General features: G+C 33.3%; 19 protein-coding genes. 8 read left to right on the top strand and 11 right to left on the bottom strand.

Annotated elements, in window-relative coordinates; all coding sequences use genetic code 11:
* Positions 1-346 precede the first annotated feature (346 nt).
* The 5 genes from fdhF to ACKI4K_RS01600 all read left to right on the top strand — a co-directional run bounded on the left by fdhF (position 347) and on the right by ACKI4K_RS01600 (position 6,299).
* Entirely contained in the window at positions 347-2,401 is a 2,055-nt protein-coding gene (fdhF, locus tag ACKI4K_RS01620; protein WP_407421616.1) for a formate dehydrogenase subunit alpha, read from the top strand.
* A 6-nt stretch (positions 2,402-2,407) separates the two neighbouring features.
* The gene (locus ACKI4K_RS01615) at positions 2,408-3,598 is read left to right on the top strand and encodes a Coenzyme F420 hydrogenase/dehydrogenase, beta subunit C-terminal domain (protein WP_407421614.1); all 1,191 of its coding nucleotides are present in this window, start codon (positions 2,408-2,410) and stop codon (positions 3,596-3,598) included.
* 238 nt (positions 3,599-3,836) lie between these two features.
* Positions 3,837-4,529, top strand: a complete 693-nt coding sequence (locus ACKI4K_RS01610; protein ID WP_407421612.1) for a TOBE domain-containing protein — start codon at positions 3,837-3,839, stop codon at positions 4,527-4,529.
* A gap of 234 nt (positions 4,530-4,763) precedes the next feature.
* Positions 4,764-6,029, top strand: coding sequence for a transposase (locus ACKI4K_RS01605; protein ID WP_407421610.1), 1,266 nt, complete (start codon positions 4,764-4,766; stop codon positions 6,027-6,029).
* 21 nt (positions 6,030-6,050) lie between these two features.
* Positions 6,051-6,299: a transposase gene (locus tag ACKI4K_RS01600; RefSeq protein WP_407421618.1), complete on the top strand. Its 249-nt coding sequence runs from the start codon at positions 6,051-6,053 to the stop codon at positions 6,297-6,299.
* Between the two features lie 93 nt (positions 6,300-6,392).
* On the opposite strand, the gene ACKI4K_RS01595 is transcribed toward ACKI4K_RS01600, so the two are convergent.
* The 4 genes from ACKI4K_RS01595 to ACKI4K_RS01580 form a co-directional block, all read right to left on the bottom strand.
* The gene (locus tag ACKI4K_RS01595) at positions 6,393-6,581 is read right to left on the bottom strand and encodes a hypothetical protein (RefSeq protein ID WP_407421608.1); all 189 of its coding nucleotides are present in this window, start codon (positions 6,579-6,581) and stop codon (positions 6,393-6,395) included.
* Positions 6,582-7,051: 470 nt separating this feature from the next.
* Entirely contained in the window at positions 7,052-7,981 is a 930-nt protein-coding gene (gene moaA, locus ACKI4K_RS01590; RefSeq protein WP_407421606.1) for a GTP 3',8-cyclase MoaA, read from the bottom strand.
* Positions 7,982-7,985: 4 nt separating this feature from the next.
* Entirely contained in the window at positions 7,986-9,023 is a 1,038-nt protein-coding gene (gene mobB, locus ACKI4K_RS01585; RefSeq protein ID WP_407421604.1) for a molybdopterin-guanine dinucleotide biosynthesis protein B, read from the bottom strand.
* 57 nt (positions 9,024-9,080) lie between these two features.
* Positions 9,081-9,359, bottom strand: a complete 279-nt coding sequence (locus ACKI4K_RS01580; RefSeq protein WP_407421602.1) for a DUF2097 family protein — start codon at positions 9,357-9,359, stop codon at positions 9,081-9,083.
* Between the two features lie 415 nt (positions 9,360-9,774).
* Here ACKI4K_RS01580 and ACKI4K_RS01575 point away from each other — a divergent pair, with 415 nt between their 5' ends.
* From ACKI4K_RS01575 to ACKI4K_RS01565, 3 genes are all read left to right on the top strand, one after another.
* Positions 9,775-10,620, top strand: a complete 846-nt coding sequence (locus tag ACKI4K_RS01575) for a substrate-binding domain-containing protein (RefSeq protein ID WP_407421600.1) — start codon at positions 9,775-9,777, stop codon at positions 10,618-10,620.
* A 100-nt stretch (positions 10,621-10,720) separates the two neighbouring features.
* Entirely contained in the window at positions 10,721-11,410 is a 690-nt protein-coding gene (locus ACKI4K_RS01570; RefSeq protein WP_407421598.1) for an ABC transporter permease, read from the top strand.
* Between the two features lie 13 nt (positions 11,411-11,423).
* The gene (locus ACKI4K_RS01565; protein ID WP_407421596.1) at positions 11,424-12,506 is read left to right on the top strand and encodes an ABC transporter ATP-binding protein; all 1,083 of its coding nucleotides are present in this window, start codon (positions 11,424-11,426) and stop codon (positions 12,504-12,506) included.
* Between the two features lie 172 nt (positions 12,507-12,678).
* Here the strand turns inward: ACKI4K_RS01565 and ACKI4K_RS01560 are convergent, their stop codons facing one another.
* The 7 genes from ACKI4K_RS01560 to ACKI4K_RS01530 are packed head-to-tail and all read right to left on the bottom strand — an operon-like array spanning position 12,679 to position 18,730.
* On the bottom strand, positions 12,679-13,980 hold the full coding sequence (locus ACKI4K_RS01560; RefSeq protein WP_407421594.1) for a formylmethanofuran dehydrogenase subunit B: 1,302 nt from the start codon (positions 13,978-13,980) through the stop codon (positions 12,679-12,681).
* Positions 13,981-13,991: 11 nt separating this feature from the next.
* Positions 13,992-14,804, bottom strand: coding sequence for a tungsten-dependent formylmethanofuran dehydrogenase subunit FwdC (fwdC, locus tag ACKI4K_RS01555; RefSeq protein ID WP_407421592.1), 813 nt, complete (start codon positions 14,802-14,804; stop codon positions 13,992-13,994).
* A 16-nt stretch (positions 14,805-14,820) separates the two neighbouring features.
* The gene (gene fwdA / locus ACKI4K_RS01550) at positions 14,821-16,545 is read right to left on the bottom strand and encodes a tungsten-dependent formylmethanofuran dehydrogenase subunit FwdA (RefSeq protein WP_407421589.1); all 1,725 of its coding nucleotides are present in this window, start codon (positions 16,543-16,545) and stop codon (positions 14,821-14,823) included.
* Positions 16,546-16,557: 12 nt separating this feature from the next.
* Positions 16,558-16,950: a tungsten-dependent formylmethanofuran dehydrogenase subunit FwdD gene (gene fwdD / locus ACKI4K_RS01545; protein ID WP_407421587.1), complete on the bottom strand. Its 393-nt coding sequence runs from the start codon at positions 16,948-16,950 to the stop codon at positions 16,558-16,560.
* On the bottom strand, positions 16,947-17,204 hold the full coding sequence (locus tag ACKI4K_RS01540) for a 4Fe-4S binding protein (RefSeq protein WP_407421585.1): 258 nt from the start codon (positions 17,202-17,204) through the stop codon (positions 16,947-16,949). The genes fwdD and ACKI4K_RS01540 overlap by 4 nt, the downstream gene beginning before the upstream one ends.
* A 30-nt stretch (positions 17,205-17,234) precedes the next feature.
* Positions 17,235-18,281 carry a tungsten-dependent formylmethanofuran dehydrogenase subunit FwdF gene (gene fwdF, locus ACKI4K_RS01535; protein WP_407421583.1) on the bottom strand — a complete coding sequence of 349 codons (1,047 nt, stop codon included), beginning with the start codon at positions 18,279-18,281 and terminating at the stop codon, positions 17,235-17,237.
* Positions 18,281-18,730 (bottom strand): tRNA CCA-pyrophosphorylase, encoded by a 450-nt coding sequence (locus tag ACKI4K_RS01530; RefSeq protein WP_407421581.1) that lies wholly within the window; start codon positions 18,728-18,730, stop codon positions 18,281-18,283. Before ACKI4K_RS01530 ends, fwdF begins: the two co-directional genes overlap by 1 nt.
* Between the last annotated feature and the right edge of the window lie 166 nt (positions 18,731-18,896).

Raw genomic sequence — 18,896 nt, 5'->3', positions numbered from 1 at the left:
ATAATCATTTTTTTTAGTTTTAGTGCATTATTAAATATTTTAAAACTTCGATATTGAAATCGTTGTGAAATATTTAAATATAATTAATTACCAAAATAATAAACAAGCTCAGAGTAATTTCTTTGAGTTTTTAAAAAAATATGTAATGAACGGTTATTGGGATAAAATATTTTTTCAGGGCATTGGCTTAAAATTACATACGATGGGCAAATAATTTTACAGTCAAATGGGGAAATAAACTATTTACACCACTCTTAACTGATAATGATTGTTTATTGAAATATTATCAGTATCTTGTATAATATTTCTTATAACTGTTTATTATAAAAAAATTGGAGATTATAAAATGGTTGAAATGAAATATGTTCCAACTACTTGTCCATATTGTGGTACTGGATGCGGTTTCAATTTAGTTACTGTTGATGGACATTTAGTAGGCACAGAACCATGGAAGAGAAACCCTGTTAATGAGGGTAAATTGTGTCCTAAAGGAAACTTTTCTTATGAATTCGTTGAAAGAGACGACAGATTAAGAGCACCTTTAATAAAAGAAAATGGAGAATTTAGAGAAGCTACTTGGGAAGAAGCTTTAGAGTTAATTACTGAAAAATTCAGCCAATATCGTGATGACGATCCAGACAAAGTAGCATTTTTATCTTCTGCAAGATGTACCAACGAAGAAAACTACCTAGTTCAAAAAATTGCTAGACAAGTTATCGGTACTCAAAATGTAGACCACTGTGCAAGATTATGTCACGGACCTACAGTTGCAGGACTTGCTAAAACATTTGGATCAGGAGCTATGACCAACTCTATCAAAGATATTGCTCAATCTGACTGTGTTTTCATTATTGGTTCTAATACATTAGAACAACACCCGTTAATTGGTAGACGTGTTTTAAACGCAAAAGAAAATGGAGCAAAAATCATTGTAGCTGACCCAAGATTTAACCATACTGCCAAACAAGCAGATATCTACTTACCATTAGTATCCGGTTCCAATATCGCTTTATTAAACACCATGATGAATGTCATCATTGAAGAAGGTTTAATCGATAAAGAATTTATTGAGAACAGAACAACCGGATTTGAAGAAGTGAAAAAAGTTGTTGAAAGTTATACCCCTGAAAATACCGAAGAGATTACAGGCGTTCCTGCAGAATTAGTAAGAGAAGCAGCTAGAGCCTATGGAAATGCTAATGCAGCTTCATTAATATATTCAATGGGAATCACTCAATTCTCAACTGGTACAAACAACGTAATGTCAACAGCTAACCTTGCTATGATGACCGGTAACTTAGGTAGACCAGGTACTGGTGTAAACCCATTAAGAGGTCAAAACAACGTACAAGGCGCATGTGATATGGGTGCTATGCCTATGTCATACCCAGGTTATCAATCTGTTGTTGATGAAAATAATGGTAAAAAATTCGCTGAAGCATGGAATATGGATGAACTAAAACCTGAAGTTGGATATACCGTAGTTGAGTTAATGAACGCTGCTCACGAAGGTAAAATTAATGCATTATTCATTTTAGGTGAAAATCCAATGTTATCTGATCCAGACATACAACACGTAAAAGAATCAATTGAAACAATTGACTTCGTTGTTGTTCAGGATATGTTCTTGACTGAAACCGCCGAATTAGCGGATGTTGTATTGCCAGGTACATCCTGGGCGGAAAAAGATGGAACTTTCACAAGCACTGAAAGAAGGGTGCAATACATCAGAAAAGCAATCGAACCATTAGAAGGAGTAAGACCTGACTGGGAAATTCTTTGTGATATTGCAACACGTTTAGGTTCTTCTGAATTCGGATTTAAGTCACCTCAAGAAGTTTTCGAAGAAATTAGAACTGTAACTCCACAATATGCTGGAATGAACAAAGAAAGATTAGATACCCCAGAAGCATTGCATTGGCCTTGCCCTAGTGAGGACCATCCGGGCACACCTATTTTACACGGTGAAAAATTCTCAACTGCTGATGGTTTAGGAATTTTCTTCCCAATTGAATATCAAGCACCAGGAGAAGAACCTGATGACGAATATCCATTAATATTAACTACCGGAAGATTATTATTCCACTGGCACACTGGTACTATGACAAGACGTTCTAAAACTTTAGATAACGAAGTACCTACCGGTTTTGTTGAAATTAACCCAGAAGATGCAGAAGAAATAGGAATAATTAATGATGAATTTGTAAAAGTTGCTACTAGAAGAGGAGAAATTGAAATTGCAGCAAGAATTACTGAAGATATCAAAAAAGGAGTAATTTTCATACCATTCCACTTTGTAGAATGTGCTGCTAACGTGCTAACTTCTTCTGAAAATTTAGATCCTATCGCTAAAATGCCAGAATTTAAAGTTTCTGCAGCTTCAGTAAAAAAAATGGAGTAGATTCATATGTCTGTTAAAGTAAACGATCAATATTATGCATATTCTTCCGACGAAACAATCAAAGAACAAGGAGAATACGGCGGAGTAGTAACTACAATAATGAAAAATCTTTTAGAAACAGGTGCTGTCGATGCAATTTTAGCTGTTGAAGAAGGTTTTGACCTTTATGATGGAGTCCCAACTTTAATTACCAAACCTGAAGACGTTATTAAATCTGCGGGTTCAATCCACTGTGGTACTTTAAACCTGGCCAAACCATTATATAAATATTTAAACGGAGCTAGAGATTTAAAAATTGCAGTCACATGTAAACCATGTGATGCAATGACCATTAGGGAATTAATCAGAAAAGGAAAAATCAACGGGGAAAACGTACTTTTAATTGGTGTAAATTGTGGAGGTACAATGCCACCAGTTCCAACAATGGATATGATTAGAGATGTGTACGAATTAGACCCTAAAGACGTCATCAAGGAAGAAATCTCAAAAGGAAAACTCATCATGGAAACAGCTGATGGTGAAAAAGGTTTCAAAATCGACGAATTAGAAGAAAAAGGTATGGGTAGAAGAGAAAACTGTCAACGTTGTGATTTAAAAATCCCAACTAATGCAGATTTAGCTTTAGGTAACTGGGGAGTTATCGGTCCTTTAGCAGGTAAAGCTACTTTTGTAGAAGTTTGCTCAGAAAAAGGTGCTGAAATATTAGACAAAGTTATTGAAAATGGTTTGATTGTTACTGAAGAACCTATTGAAAAAGGTGTAAAAATCAGAGAAAACGTCAACAATTTCATGCTTAAAGAGTCTTTATCACAAAAAGAAACAGATTATGCCGGCACAACCGGTGATATATTAGATGTTCTTAACAAATACAAAGAAGATCTCTCCAAATGTATCAAATGTTACGGTTGTCGTGAAGCATGCCCATTATGTTTCTGTGAAGACTGTTGTCTTGAAGCTGAAGGCCCTGAATGGGTATATGGAGGACATCTTCCTGCAGCACCATTCTTCCACTTAACACGTATGGTACACATGGCAGATGCATGTACCAACTGCGGACAATGTTCTGAAGTATGTCCTGTAGAAATTCCAGTATCCAAAATTTGGAGTACTGTAAACAACAAGGTAAGAGACATCTACGGATATATTCCAGGAAGAAGCGGTGATGTGCCACTTCCATTCACTGACCACCCGTTTTAAAGAGTAAATAAGTCTTTCTTATTATACTCTTTTTTATTTTTTAAACAAACTTGAATACAAAACTAAAAATATGTAGATAATATAAATATATACTCATATTAATATACTAAATGTAGAATGATGTCACTCAATGGAATAGGTGTGGCTGATGACATCTACTTGATAGTAAACCTAATACTCTAAATAGAATGAATCCTAGTTTACTTATAAAGAAAAGATTAATTCAGAAGGTGATTATATGGTAAATGTCTACGCATTTCCAGGATACCAAATCGTAAATGGAAGTAATTCTATTATATTAAATAGAATGAAATTCCAATTGTTACAGTCCATTTTAGATACTGGTTCTTTAACTGCTGTTGCCAAAGAACTTAACGTTTCATACGGGACTGTTTTAAATTATATTGATCAAATTGAATCCGGCCTAAATATCAAAATTATCAATACAAAAAAAGGCGGAAAAGGGGGAGGCGGAGGAACAACACTTACAGAAGAAGGACTCTCCATTTTAATGAAGTGTAAAAAAATTAATGCAAATGCTGAACTTCACAACGAAATTAATGAATTACACGCCGAAGTTATAAATATTGATGAAGAAAAAGGCATGATGACCCTCAAAACCAATCAACTTAAAATAGATGTACCATTACAAACAAATTACTCAACTGGTGACAAAACCGTAGCTTTAATCAATTGTGGCAATATCGTTTTAATGTTAGAGCCTCAAATTTCAAGCATATGTAACATATTTAAGGGCAAAGTTGTAGAAATGAAACTCAAAAATGAAATTATCAAAGTCACAGTTGATGTTGAAGGAGTTATTTTACGTTGTGACATTACCATTTCCTCTGGAAGAAAATTAAACCTCTATATAGGCAGTGACGTCTATGTTGGAGTTAAAGCAACATCAATAGGATTATTAAAAGTGTAGTTTTAGAGATTAGTTTTATTTGATAAAAAAGAACATATTATAAGTATTAATTCCTCAATTACACATGCCACATGAGTATCAGAATACTCATTTCATCATCATTATTAAAAAAAAGAGGATGTGACACGAAGTCACTATTTTTTTAATTTTATTTTGCTTATTTTTCCTTTAATTTTATATACTATGAAGTACAATCTTTTATTATAGAGATTAATCTTTATGGTTGTTTTATTTATGGTTTTGAAAGATGATAATATTAATCAGACTATGTTGGTCCCTATGGACTTGCGAAACTTGATTCCTGAAGATCATCCTTGCTATTTTATTAAAAATGTGGTTGATTTAGTTGATTGTTCGAAAGCGAACCAGGAATTTCGTGGAACTCCTGGCGAATTTGCTTATCCTCGAGAATTATTGCTCAGGCTCATTTTAATGAGTGTTTTCGATGGTGGATTGTCTTCAAGGGAAATAGAAAGAAAAACACGAACTGACATTGCATATATGTATCTTGCAGCGATGGAGAAACCATCATATCGAACAATAGCAAGATTTAAAGTCGAATACTCTGATTTAATTGACGATGCATTTAAAACAACCATTAAAATTGCAAAAGATAATGATTTAATCAAAATCCATCATCTGAGCTTGGATGGAACTAAAATCAAAGCAAAAACATCAATTAATAAATTAACTGATGAAAATCAAATCAAAATCATGAAAGAACACTTGAAAAAAAGTATTGAATTAGATCATGAAGAAGATGAAGAATTGGGCGATGAATCTGGAAACAGTGTTCCAGAATCATTAACTGACAAAGAAAAATTCAAAGAAACAGTAAAAGAAATAGAAGAATCATCTAAAAGTAATAGAAACAAAGATAAACTTCGTTCTTCAAGTTTAAATCTTTTAAAACAATCAAAAGAAAATCCTGAAGATGTTTTAAAAAAACTCAATGAACTCGAAGAAAAAGTAAAAGAATCACCAAAAGACGTAATCAGCATCAATGACCCTGATGCACGCTTGATGAAGAATAAAAAAGGCAAATGGGAATGGGATTACAATGCACAAATCATTGTAGACGAATACAAAGGAATAATACTCACATCATACGTCACACAAAATTCAACAGACCATTTCGAACTAATTCCATCAATAGAACAATTAGAAACCAATTTAGAAGAAATATATGATGAAATGCCTTCCAATTTCCAATTCAGTGCTGATAATGGATATTCCACAGATCAAAACACAACATATCTCGAAGAAAAAGGGATAGATGGTTACATATCCACCAGAAAACTCTCAAGAAAAGAAAAGAAATATAATCTATGGGAAAAACCTTTCCAAAAAGATAATTTCGACTATGATGCAGAAATTGAAACCTATATTTGTCCTTTGGGAGAAATTTTATATCGAAGAAGAACATATGAATACAAAAACAAACAAAGAACAAGTTATTGGACAAATGAATGTAAAAACTGCATCATGAAAGAATATTGATGCCAAAAAGACAATTACAGAATAATTCAAGACTATGGAAACCCTTCCAAAATCAGAATGCAACGGAAAATGGAAACTGACTGGGCGCAAAAAATCTACAAAAAACGATCAAAAACAGCAGAATTACCATTTGCACACATAAAACAAAACATGAAACTACACGAATTCACCACAACAGGCCTTAAAAATACAAATACTGAATTCAAACTATACACAATCGGACACAACCTAAAAAGAATATACAACGAAATAAACAGAAAAAACAACTAAAAATAAGAAAAATTACAAAAAAATCAAAAACACAAAATTCGATTAAAAATTTTGCGTCACATCCTCAAAAATAAAAAAAAAGGGATAATTGAGTTATTCTTCATTGCTAATTTCAATTTTAACATTCTTTATCTCTTCAAAATCCCCAGTATTGAGAGCATTAAGCATACCCAATATAGTTTCTTTAACAATATAATCAGCAAATTCATTTAAGCCAATATCAGTATCATTTACGCTTAAAGAAACTGTATTTTTAAAATCTGGACTAGAATTTTTACCCATTTATTACCCTCCATTACCTCTCATAGTATGATTTTAACAGTTAGTTAGAATAAACATGCAAATACAAATTTTCAAATTATCTTAATAATATGACCAATCTCATTAAATTAATATCGACCAAATAACTATTAAAAACTTACTGGTTAAACTGTTGAACTGTAATATATTTAAATCTTACTAAAATATATTAGAAAAATTATAACAACATTATTATAAACTTAGATAATCAATAATGGATAATAATACTGAATTGAAATTACTATTAATAATATTTTGAATATCATTATGCAAATATATACTCAATCCTAAACCACCTAACAGCCAATGAATTCAAGGAATGACTCGAATATTTAGAAAAAGTATAAATAAACATTATTCAATTTATCATAACCTTTGAGTTCTAACAATGATGGAATAATCCATTTAATTAAAAAAAAAGTGAAAAAATGGATATTATAGGGCAAAAGAAATTATGAATTAAATGGTTCTCTTTCATTTATTCCCTTGATAAAAATCTCTTTCAATTTTTCTTCGCTTTCACCAGATCGGACATGGGAAATCAATTCTACAAGATTGTCATTTCTAAGTAAACATGGTTTTATTTTTCCATCAGGAGTTATTCTTAATCTAGAGCATTTTGCACAGAAGTTTGTATTGTCAACTGGCCTGACTATTTCGATTTCACCACCATCGATATAATATTTTTTACGCCCCTGCATTAATTTACGTTCCCTGACATCATCTGCCATCTCTGATAATTTCTCCTCAACCATGTCTAACTTATAATGATAATCAGCGCTAAATTTATCATCATCACAGTTTTCGCTTTCTATTAATTCAATTAATTGAAGTACCATATTGTTCTCTTTGCAGAATTTGAACATTTCTTTTATTTCATTTTGGTTGATATCTTTCATTATGACCATGTTGATTTTAACTGGATATAAACCCACTTCGACAGCTTTTAAAATTCCTGCCTTTGCAGATTCCAAATAATCTTTTTTAGTGATATACTCATAAGTTTCGCGATTTAACGTATCCAAACTAACGTTAACCCGGTCAAGTCCTGCATTTTTTAAATCTTCAGCATATTTTTCAAGCAAAATTCCATTAGTTGTCATGGAAATATCATCAAAATCCAGACTAGCTATTTTATCAATGACCTCAACTATGTCTTTTCTGATTAATGGTTCCCCACCTGAAAGCCTGATTTTCTTAACGCCAATGCTTTTTGCAATTTTACAAATAGTATATAACTCATCGGCTGTCATTTCCTCTTTGGATGTAATCATCCCGTCATGATGACAATAAAGACAATTTACATTGCATCTGTTGGTCAATGTGATTCTTAGGGAAATTATCGGCCTTTGATATCTATCTTTAATAAATTCTTCCAACATGATTTCAATTTTCCACTATAATTTCAATTTCATTAATTTGGTGTGAGATTTTTAGGATTTTGATTATTGCAAAAGTTGTCTCTTTCAAAATGCCTCTCACAAATTCGTTGATGAATAAAGGTTTATTGTTTATATTAAGATCCACTTCCGCATCAACTAGGTCATATTCCTCAATATCGTATATTTTTAAGTCTATGATTTTAGCTTCTTCATTCAATTTAAGGGAATTTACCATTGATTTTACTGAATTAGAAATAATGTCCAAATCCAATTTTTTTACATTAATTTCTTCATTGTTTATTAAAATGCTTGCTTTATTGGGAAGATTTCTATCATTCTCCTGTTTATTGTCAATCAGCAGTTCAATTTTATCGAAATCTGTAACACCGTATTCCTCAATGTCCAATGTATTCAATATACCTAAAACCGCTTGTTTAATATAATCACTTACAAATCGATTCAAACCGATTACTTTTTCATCGATTGAAAGATAACTAACCACTTCATCCAAATCATCATGTGAAATACTGCCTTCACGGATTTCTTTTGCTATTGATTCCCCGTCTGTAAATCCACAATTATTTGCAAATAAAGTATTGATTATATCATGTCCTCTTTCTTCAATCAAATCGGCTAATTCGCTAATGCCTTCTTCATCTATAGTGAATGAATTAACTTCCTTAATTGTATAATCATCCCTAACTTCAGGAGAAGTAATGATTTTCGGGTAATGATATTTTTTATAACCTTCAATAATCACAAAATCGAAATCATCAAAATGTTTTATTAAATACAGGATTCTGTTTAAATCATGCTCTTTTTTAAAATTGAAAAAGGTTGTTGATCCAACACCCACCACCAAATTTGCTCCGGCATTTTTATGTTTCCAGGTATCGGTGTTTTCCTTATCCATTTCAATTAGATGATGTGAATGCTTAACAGAAGCAACATTATAGCCCCGTTTAGTTAATTCACTGATAATCTTCACAGTTAGTGAAGTCTTTCCAGTGTTCTTTTTCCCAACAACAGAAACAATTTTCATTAAAACTCCCTCAATAATTATTTGTTTCTTTTAGTAATTAATTATTTCTAAAGCGAACTACTCGTTATCAATAGCTTCCAAGATATAAACACCATCATCAGATTTGTGTTTGACCTCAACAAGGAAATCCTTTAAGTCATTAACATCAATGGAACTTAAACCCTTGACACTTTCACCCCTCACATCAATCTGGAGAACACCGTTATTATTAGTTACAATAGTCCCAGGAACATAGCATCTGCCTAAGGATAATCCTATTTCATCTCCAGGTTTTACCTTTTCAATAATGTATTTATGAATTTCATCAACGCTAGCTAGTTTGAAATTATCCTTCATAATTTCCCTCCTTCATTAAAAGAATATGCATGTATTTATGATAAGACTCTTTAATAAATATATCGAAATCGATGTGAATAATATTTTACTTCTCAAACTACATAATTTTGTAAGTTTAATTTTAAAAAAAAATTACAATATCTAATAATTAAAATAAAGTAATTCATAACGTATTATTGGTTAAAATAAAGTATAATATGCTGTTAACTCCCCATTTATTTAAAATGCAAATTCGATATATAAAAAATTGATATCAAAAAAAAACAAATTCTAACAGCTCGAAATAGAAAAAGATATATATTCATACCTCCAAACATATTAATATCGGTGAAAATCGATTGAAATTAAATTTTAAGGAGGAGTACTTATTAAAAAAAATACCAAAATTATCCTTGCAGTAATAGTCGTAATCGCCATGTTGGGAATTGGAACTGTCTCAGCTTTTGATTTGGGATTCCTAAGTCCAAAACAAGAATTTAAAATTGCAACAACCACAAGTTTGGATGATACTGGATTATTAACTGCATTAGAAGAGAAATTTGAATCAGAACACTCTGATGTAGATGTCCAATTTATTTCCGCAGGTACTGGAAAAGCATTAGAATATGGTGAAAAGGGAGATGTGGATTTAGTAATGGTTCACTCAAAAGCTAAAGAAAAAGAATTTATCGATGCAGGATACGGAACAAACAGGACCATCTTTGCATACAACTTTTTCTACTTAGTTGGACCTAAAGATGATTCAGCAGGAATCAACGGCAGTGATGTAGTAGCTGCATTTGGAAAAATAGCTGATGAAGGTGCAAAAAATCCAGATAAAGTCAAATTTGTATCAAGAGGAGATGAATCAGGTACTCACAACCGTGAACTCAAAATCTGGAATGAAACCGGTTTAGATTACAACTCAACTATTTCTGGCCAAAAATGGTATCTTGAAAGTGGTAAAGGTATGGGTGAAACATTAATCATGTCAAATGAAAAACAAGCTTACACCTTATCTGATTCAGGTACTTACTTAGCATTCGCAGGAAACACAACATTAGTTCCATACATCACTGAAGGAAAAGACCTAATGAACGTATACTCATTAATACCAATTAATGCCACAAAGTTCCCTGATACCAAATCAGATATTGGTCAAGAATGGATCACATTTGTTACCGGTGCCGAAGGTCAAGGAATCATTAAAGACTATGGTGTAGACAAATACGGAAAAACACTATTCACCCCATATGTTGGAACTTCAGACCCAGAAGTATAATTTAAATAAATAGTGAAAGAAATATAGTTAAAAAATAACAAAAATATGTGGAATTCCACATATTTTTCAACTTTTTTTTAAAAAAAATGAGAGTAGTAAAATGAATGATTTGATTGCAGGAATACTGGAAGCCTTTCGATTAATTATAACTTTAGACCCAGAAGTTATGGAAATTACAATCCTTTCTATCGAAGTGTCTATAATTGCAACACTACTTTCAATATTAATCGGAATCCCAATAGCCAATTACATTCATTTCAACGAGTTTAAAGGAAAACAAACAGTAATCACCATAATCCAAACATTATACAGTTTTCCAACAGTACTTGTCGGTTTATTAGTTTTCCTCATAATATCCAGATCAGGACCCCTAGGGCAGTTTCATTTAATGTTTACACCACAGGCAATTATCATTGGTGAAACTGTACTGTCATTACCCATCATTGCAGGGCTAACAATATCCTCATTAAATGGTGTTCCAAAAGAAGTTCACGACTTGGTTACATCTCTTGGAGCAACAAAAAGACAAAAGAACTTCAAAATAATGGAAGAAGCCAAGTTTGCAATTTTATCAGGAATCACATTAGGATTTGGAAGGGCAATATCTGAAGTCGGTGCTGCCATGATGCTTGGTGGAAACATCAGAGGCCATACCCGTGTAATAACCACTGCAATGTCTTTAGAAACTCAGAAAGGAAATTCTGACTTTTCAATAGCATTAGGAATAATTTTATTAGCGGTCGCATTAATACTTAATTTTATATTACATAGATTCCAAGTAAAAGAATAAAGATGGTTTTAGCATGAATGAAAAAATATTGCAATTAAACAACATATCAAAAATAGTTAACCATAAAAATGAAAAGAAAACAATTTTAAAGGATATTAATTTGGATATTGCTAAAAACAAAACACTTGGAATCATAGGCCCAACAGGTTCTGGAAAGACAACATTACTTAGGATACTAAACATGCTTGATGAACCTACATCCGGCCAAATAAAATACCGAAACGAAATCGTTACTTCAAAATCATTAGATTACAGAAGAAGAATTTCAATGGTTTTCCAAAAACCTATTGTTTTAAAAGGAAACGTCTTCGACAATGTTTATTACGGATTGAAGATAAGAGGCATTAAAAAAGGAGACTGCATAGATGAAATTTCAAAATACCTTGATATAGTGAACCTATCCGGATATGAAAACCAAAATGCAAACACCCTATCTGGTGGGGAAACACAAAGATTGGCATTGGCTAGGACATTAATCCTAAAACCGGAAATATTGCTTCTTGATGAACCAACAGCAAACTTGGATCCGAATTCAACAGTGCAAATTGAAGAAATCATCAGGGACATACAGGAAAATAGTGATACAACACTAATCATATCAACACACAATCTGCTTCAAGGATTGAACCTATGCGATGACATCATTTTGCTTAATAAGGAAATAATCCAGAAGAGTCCATCTAAAGAATTATTCAAAAAGCCAAAAAATAGTTTTGTAGCAAAGTTTTTGGGAATAAAAAATATCAAAAGGGGAGTTGTTTCTTCAAACAAGGAATACTCAAACATCAATATTAATTCGATCAACATACAGTCCACTGAAGAATGTAGTCGTGAAGAATCCTATTTTTATATTCGTTCGGATGAAATAACTCTCTCACAAGAAAATAAGTCATTGGACATGGATAACGCGAACCAAATTAAAGGAACAATAACAAAAATAATAGATTTGAATTTAAGTATTGAAATCACTGTTGACGCAGGAACGGAATTCAAAGTCGATTTGACAAGAAACACATTCAACATAAATAACTTCAATGTAGGCGATGAAGTCTGGATGCAATTTGAAAAAAGCAATGTCCATATAATAGACGATTAACTTTGAAGCATATTACTTTTAGAATTAATTAAAATTATAAAAATTAATATAACTATTCTTATTATCAATCATTATTCTAATTAAAATTAAGCACTAAACATTTTGTGCTAACATATTGTTTCAAATATACATAAAAAATAAAAAAAAGAAGATGAAAATAAATTTTCATCATTTATTTTGAAGCCATTTTCAATTCTTTAACCCTAGCGAGAATTTTGGTTAAAATTTCCTCATCAGAAATAAGGTCAGATTCGACAACTTGCCTCATTTTGATAGGCACACCTTCCATCCTATATGCAGTACCGTCAGTTTCAATACCAACAATAGCTGGAGGAATAATCACATCAGACAATTCAGTGGTAGGGTTTCTATGTGGTTCAATAGCTATAACAGGAATTTCAGCCATTCTTTCTAATGACTTTCCTGGGAAGTGAGCACCTGGATCAGATGCTATAACTAACATACCGTCAGTTTCTTTATGTTGTAACAAATCATTAGATCCGGTTTCACCAGGATTGTATCTTACTGAATCCCTTGAGAAATCAACACAGTATGGATAACCACTTTCCCAAGTACAAACTTGGTTGAACCCTGTTACATTGTAATGTCCCCTCATTGGAATGAGGGTGAATTTGGTATATCTGTTCAATTCCATAGTTAATGAAATTGCAGTGTCCACATTTCTGTGTTTACCTCTACTGTGAGTTATACCCATACCGAAGAAAACACAACCGAATTGTGCGTTTTTAAGAATTTCTGCTGTTTCCATGATTAATTCACGAGGGATTCCAGCAACTTCATCATACAATATGTCTTTGCCGTGCACAGCTGTACGGATAGCATCAGCCAATTCATAATCCTTATTGAAATCAAGTTTTAAATGAATGTCTGCTAATTTAGATGAATCTGATTCTCTAGGATCAATAACAATGACAGTTCGGTCATTTTTACCTCTTTCTCTGAAGAATCCTCTTGAAAATACATTTCTGGACATGTGTCTTGGGTGTGCATGCATCGGGTTGCATCCCCAGTAAACAACAACATCTGCCCTGTTTTTGACTTCACCCATGGTACAGATTGGATAACCTGCGTCCTGCAAACCTAATACAGATGGACCGTGACATACAGAAGCAGTATTATCAACAATTGCGCGAGTAGCTTCAGCCAATTCAACACCTTTGGCTTGAGCATCACAATCGGTACAGCTGAATCCATAAATTAATGGTCTTCTAGCATCAACTAAAATTTTTGCAGCAGCATCGACAGCTTCATCAATACCTACTTCAGTCAATACACCACTTTTTCTAATCATTGGTTTAGTATATCTTTCAGCATCTTCATGGTGAACGAACTTGCTGTGACCAATCCTACATGCGTTCATGGTTCCGACAACTTCACCATCTTCGACTTTACAAACAATGTCATCACATAATGTTCCACAAAATGGACATACTACATTAGTTACATATTCCATAACTATCACTCCTAAGGTAAAATATGGCGATTGTTTAAGACAGATGCGTAAATTGCCCCATCTGCTCCTCTGTTACAATTGTCACCAACAAACTTATAATATGCTCCTTTAAAGGAGGTTCCATCAATTTCAATATCTTTAACTATATCAACATATTCAAAACCAGGTAAAAATTCACTAATAGTGCCCTCAACAACAATATTACCGTATTTCATAGCAGCCCCGGTTCTTGCAACGACATCTCCTTCGATTACAAGTAAACCACCGTGCATACGAATACCTGGCATAATATTTGCATTTCCTTTAATGATTATCTTTCCACTTAACATGAATTCAGCAATCTCATTTCCAACATTACCATAGACAGTAAGGACACCTCCGTCCATACCTCTCCAATCGCCCCTGTATGCAGATCCGACATAATCTCCTGCATCACCTTTGATTGTGAGTTCTCCGCCTTTCATGTTTTGACCTGCCCAAGAAGCGGCATTACCTTCAACAGTAATTTTTCCGCCAGTCATTTCAGCGCCAACATACATATTTACGTTACCGTTGACAATGATTTCACCGGCACTCATTTCTTGACCAATCCTTTTTGTATTGAAAACATCCCCATCAATTACGATTGTAGTATCTGATGCTGTAGCTCCTGATTCACCAGAAACTTCAAAGAAATCAGCAAGTGGTACTTCAGAATTACCATACCAAATTTTAATTTTTTTAATTTCATCTAAAGATTTACCTGCAAATTCATCAGGAGTAATATTGTTTGCTTCAATAGGAACTTCAGGTTGTTCTTTAGGTATTAATATGATTTTACTCATTTTTAAACCTCCTTAATTATTCATTCATTACTCCTTCAATTGGGGTTGAATGAGGTAAATAATTATCTTGAACCGGATAATTAGCAAAGTTTACTGAATAATATTGTTTAAACATCCTTTCAACATCGCTGAGAACTTCTTTTTCTAATTCAGAATCATAATTAGAATTAATCCAATAAGTTCTTCCGCTGATTTTAGGAGTGACAACATCTCCATTTTTGATAACCAAATTACCGTCTTTGTATACAGCAGCTGCTTTACCGAATGCACCTTCAATGATTTCAGGACTGTTGGATGGATCTACTTCATCAACATTGATATCATATATGGCAATGTCTGCATCTGCACCAACACCTAAGTGACCTTTCCAATCGCTTAAACCTAAGAGGGTAGCAGGAGTTGATCTACTAATTTGTGCAATTTCGTAGAATGAATATTCCCTGTCAAGTGTTGCAAGGGAAGATTTCTTTTGAGCCCATTTGTGAACATTGTTTTCCATCATGTTCAACCTTTCCTTGTTACTCATCAACCAGGAGATTACTCTTGGATATCTTGTGAATGGACCTGCATTAGGACTGTCAGTTGTCAAACATATTTTATCAGCATCGTTAACTAACAAGAACAATTCCAAACCAATAGCCCATTGTACGGACGGTACAGGTGCTTTACCAGAATAGATGAATGGTACAACACCGGATCCAGTTTCGAGCTCTACATCACAGTTAGCCCATTTAAGACCATTGATTGAATGTAAATCCCATTCCATAGGACCGTCTGCAGTCATTGTGGTTGTTTCATCTAAAGTTACCTGACCAACATCTATGGTGATGTGGTCATTCTTGTTAATGTAATCCGCTACTTTAGGAGCTTCAGAAACGAAATCTCTCCAGCTTGTTCCACCGTACGCGTGGAATTGAACGTGAGTTGCATGGATAGTAGTTTTCCTATGACCAAAAGCAGGGTTAGGTTTAAATCCTTTAACTAAATCAAATGAGTCTAAAGTAGTTTTCCAATTACCTGGGTGACCTAAGTCATTACAGTGTACGTGAATGGAATGAGGAAGCCTTAACTTTTCAGTTACTTCGGCCAATCCAGTAATGATTTCCGCACCGGAAACGCCGAAATAAGGAGTAGGATCATTTATACCATGGACGTTTCCTCCCCATCCCCATGCTTCGGTACCACCAGGGTTTACTATCTTAATTGTGTAACCTTTGGTAGCTCTAAGTAACCATGAAGCATAAGCGGCACATTTATCAATGTCACCATCTGCCAAGTATTGCATTACAAACCAATTGTTACCGAATAAAGGATAAGCGGCATGATCGATGATAGGAGTATCATGGAACTCTTCGTGAGTGTGTCTTGCAAGTAACGGTGGCATAGCAGCTTCCATTGCAGTGGTATAACCCATTTGAGAGTATTTGTAACCTGTCATGAATGTTGAAGGAATTGAAAAACCACTTCCTCCTCTGAAATCTTTACCCATAACCCTAGGTACAGTATCCATTTTACTGTCTTCAGGACGAAGCATACGTCCTACATTTACTTTAGCACCAGCAATGTGAGTATGAGGGTCTACACCTCCAGCCATGACAATTTTGTTAGAAGCATCTACCACTTCAGCATTATCACTTACACTTTCTACGATTTTTCCATCTTTAACGCAAATGTCAACTTTGTCACCATCAATCTTATTTAATGGATCAAAGACATTACCATTTTTAATAATAAATTCCATTAATAAATCCCCCTAAAAATTATGAACTTTATTATAAGTTGCCATTAATGAAGGCATGTCCAGTACAGCTTCATCACTAGCTTCAAGAGTAATAGGTGTGTTCTTGAAACTAGGTGTTGCAGTTGAATCAGTGGATGGCCTGATTACTTTATTAGCCCAAGGACCCATAGGGACATAAACCATATCTTCAGGTTGAGCTTCTTTAGCCAATACTGCTTTAACAACAACGCTACCATACTCTGATGTAATTTTAACAGAATCCCCTTCTTTAACACCAACAACATTTAATTGTTCTTCATTCATATAACATATAGCGGCAGAGTCAACATAATATTGAATGTCTTTTCCCAATTCCATTGATGCTCCTTGCCAAACAGTTCTACCGGTGTTTAAAATAAAATTCATAAAGATTCCTCCAATTCACCAAATACAATTGCATCTACAGGACATGCATCAGCACATGTTCCGCAAACACCACATAAATCTATATTTTGTATTGAAATAGCACCATCTTCCACCATTATAACCATTCCTTCAGGGGAAGTTGGTCCTTTACCTCCAGCAACTTCGGGACTATTTAATGCATTAACTGGACATGATACAACACAGTTTCCACAACCATGACAAATTTCACGAAATACCTTAATTCCAATTGACATAATTATTCCTCCAAAATGTTAAAATATTACCTATTGAGTAATAGAATCGAAAGCTTCCCCCCAAGCTTCGGAATTAATTGATGTGCAATTAATTTTAGTTCTTTTAACTTCAATAGCATTAACAGGACATGATTTTTGACATGCTCCACAAAATACGCAAAATTTATCATCAGCAACAACTTTAGTTGGTTTTAAACCAGATTCAGATGATTTTGGGAAGGATAATGCATTACATGGGCAAGTAAGGACACAAGTTTCACAACCTTGACAAATATCCTCATTAATGGATATTTCACCTTCAAATGGTTTTGAAACTTTAGCAGCATCTGCAGGACAAACATCTTCACACCAACCACAGTTAACACAATATTTAGGGTCGATTAGAATATCTCCAGTTACAATAGCATCTTTTGCATCCAAATCATACTCGCCATAGGAACAAGATCTGCATACAGCTGTAATCGCTGTAACAGGACATGCCTTTTTACATACTAAACAGTATACACACTTATCAGTATCAACTTCAATTCCTTTAGCAATATCAGTGTTAGATGAACTTGGAGTAACATAATCAATTTCAATTGCTTCAGCAGGACATAATTCCTCACATATTCCGCAATAAATACAATCTTCATCATTAATGCTTATTTCTCCAGTGACAAGTTTAGATCTATCAGGCAAATTCCTAGAAAGAGTAATTGCCTGAGGAGGACATGCTTTAACACATGCTCCGCAATAAACACATTCCTCATCATCAATTTCTGATGATTTCAACAGATGAGGATATTCGTTTAATTCCTTAATATTAACTCCATCAATTACAAGATTCAAAGCATCATATGGACATATGCAACTGCACATACCACACAATACACATTTTGAATCATCATTGACAATATTTGACACATCTACATTATCACGAGACAAAGTTCCAGTAGGATTTAATGTTATTGCATCAACAGGACAAATTGATTCGCATAACCCACAAGCAGCACAAATATCATTATCAAAATACAATATTCTTTGCTCAAAACCTTGTCTTGTAACTTCAAAATTTTTACAATCACAATTTACCATTATTCAACCTCCAATATTTCAATTGAATTTGTAGGACAGTTTTCACTACACAAAAGACAACCACAACAACAATCAAGATTAACTTTCGAATTAAGATTAATTATTTCCAGTGCATCCATAATACATGAGTCAACGCAAACCCCGCATCCAATACATGTATTTTTAATAGTTATTTTTGGATTATTTAAGCAATGTTTCAATATTGTAAACGTCAAATGTTTATCCTGACATAATGAATAAATCATCTTTAATGAATCCTGAGGGCACAAGTCCAATATTACTTTTGCTACCTCGATTGAGTTTGAAGATATGTTTCTATTATGAATATAATGAGAAACTGTTGATCTATCCATTTTCAATATCTCAGCAACATCATATGTTGAAAAAGCTAATTTTCTCAATTCGATTACTGCCAAATATTTTAAACCTGATAAGATATGTTTTGGCATATTGTCACCTGTGTGATTACAACATTTATTTCTACTTATTTATATATTTTGCCAAAATGTGTAGTAATCACACATACTTATTTTGTAAAATAGAAAAATAGTACCAATTCAATAAAAATAATACGAATAATAAAATAATATTAATCGATTTAAACTAAAAATAATA

It is taken from the genome of Methanobrevibacter sp. (assembly GCF_045644645.1).
In the GTDB taxonomy this organism is placed as follows: domain Archaea; phylum Methanobacteriota; class Methanobacteria; order Methanobacteriales; family Methanobacteriaceae; genus Methanocatella.
Note: the sequence above shows the minus strand (reverse complement) of the source record. Positions and strands in the feature narration are given on the sequence as shown.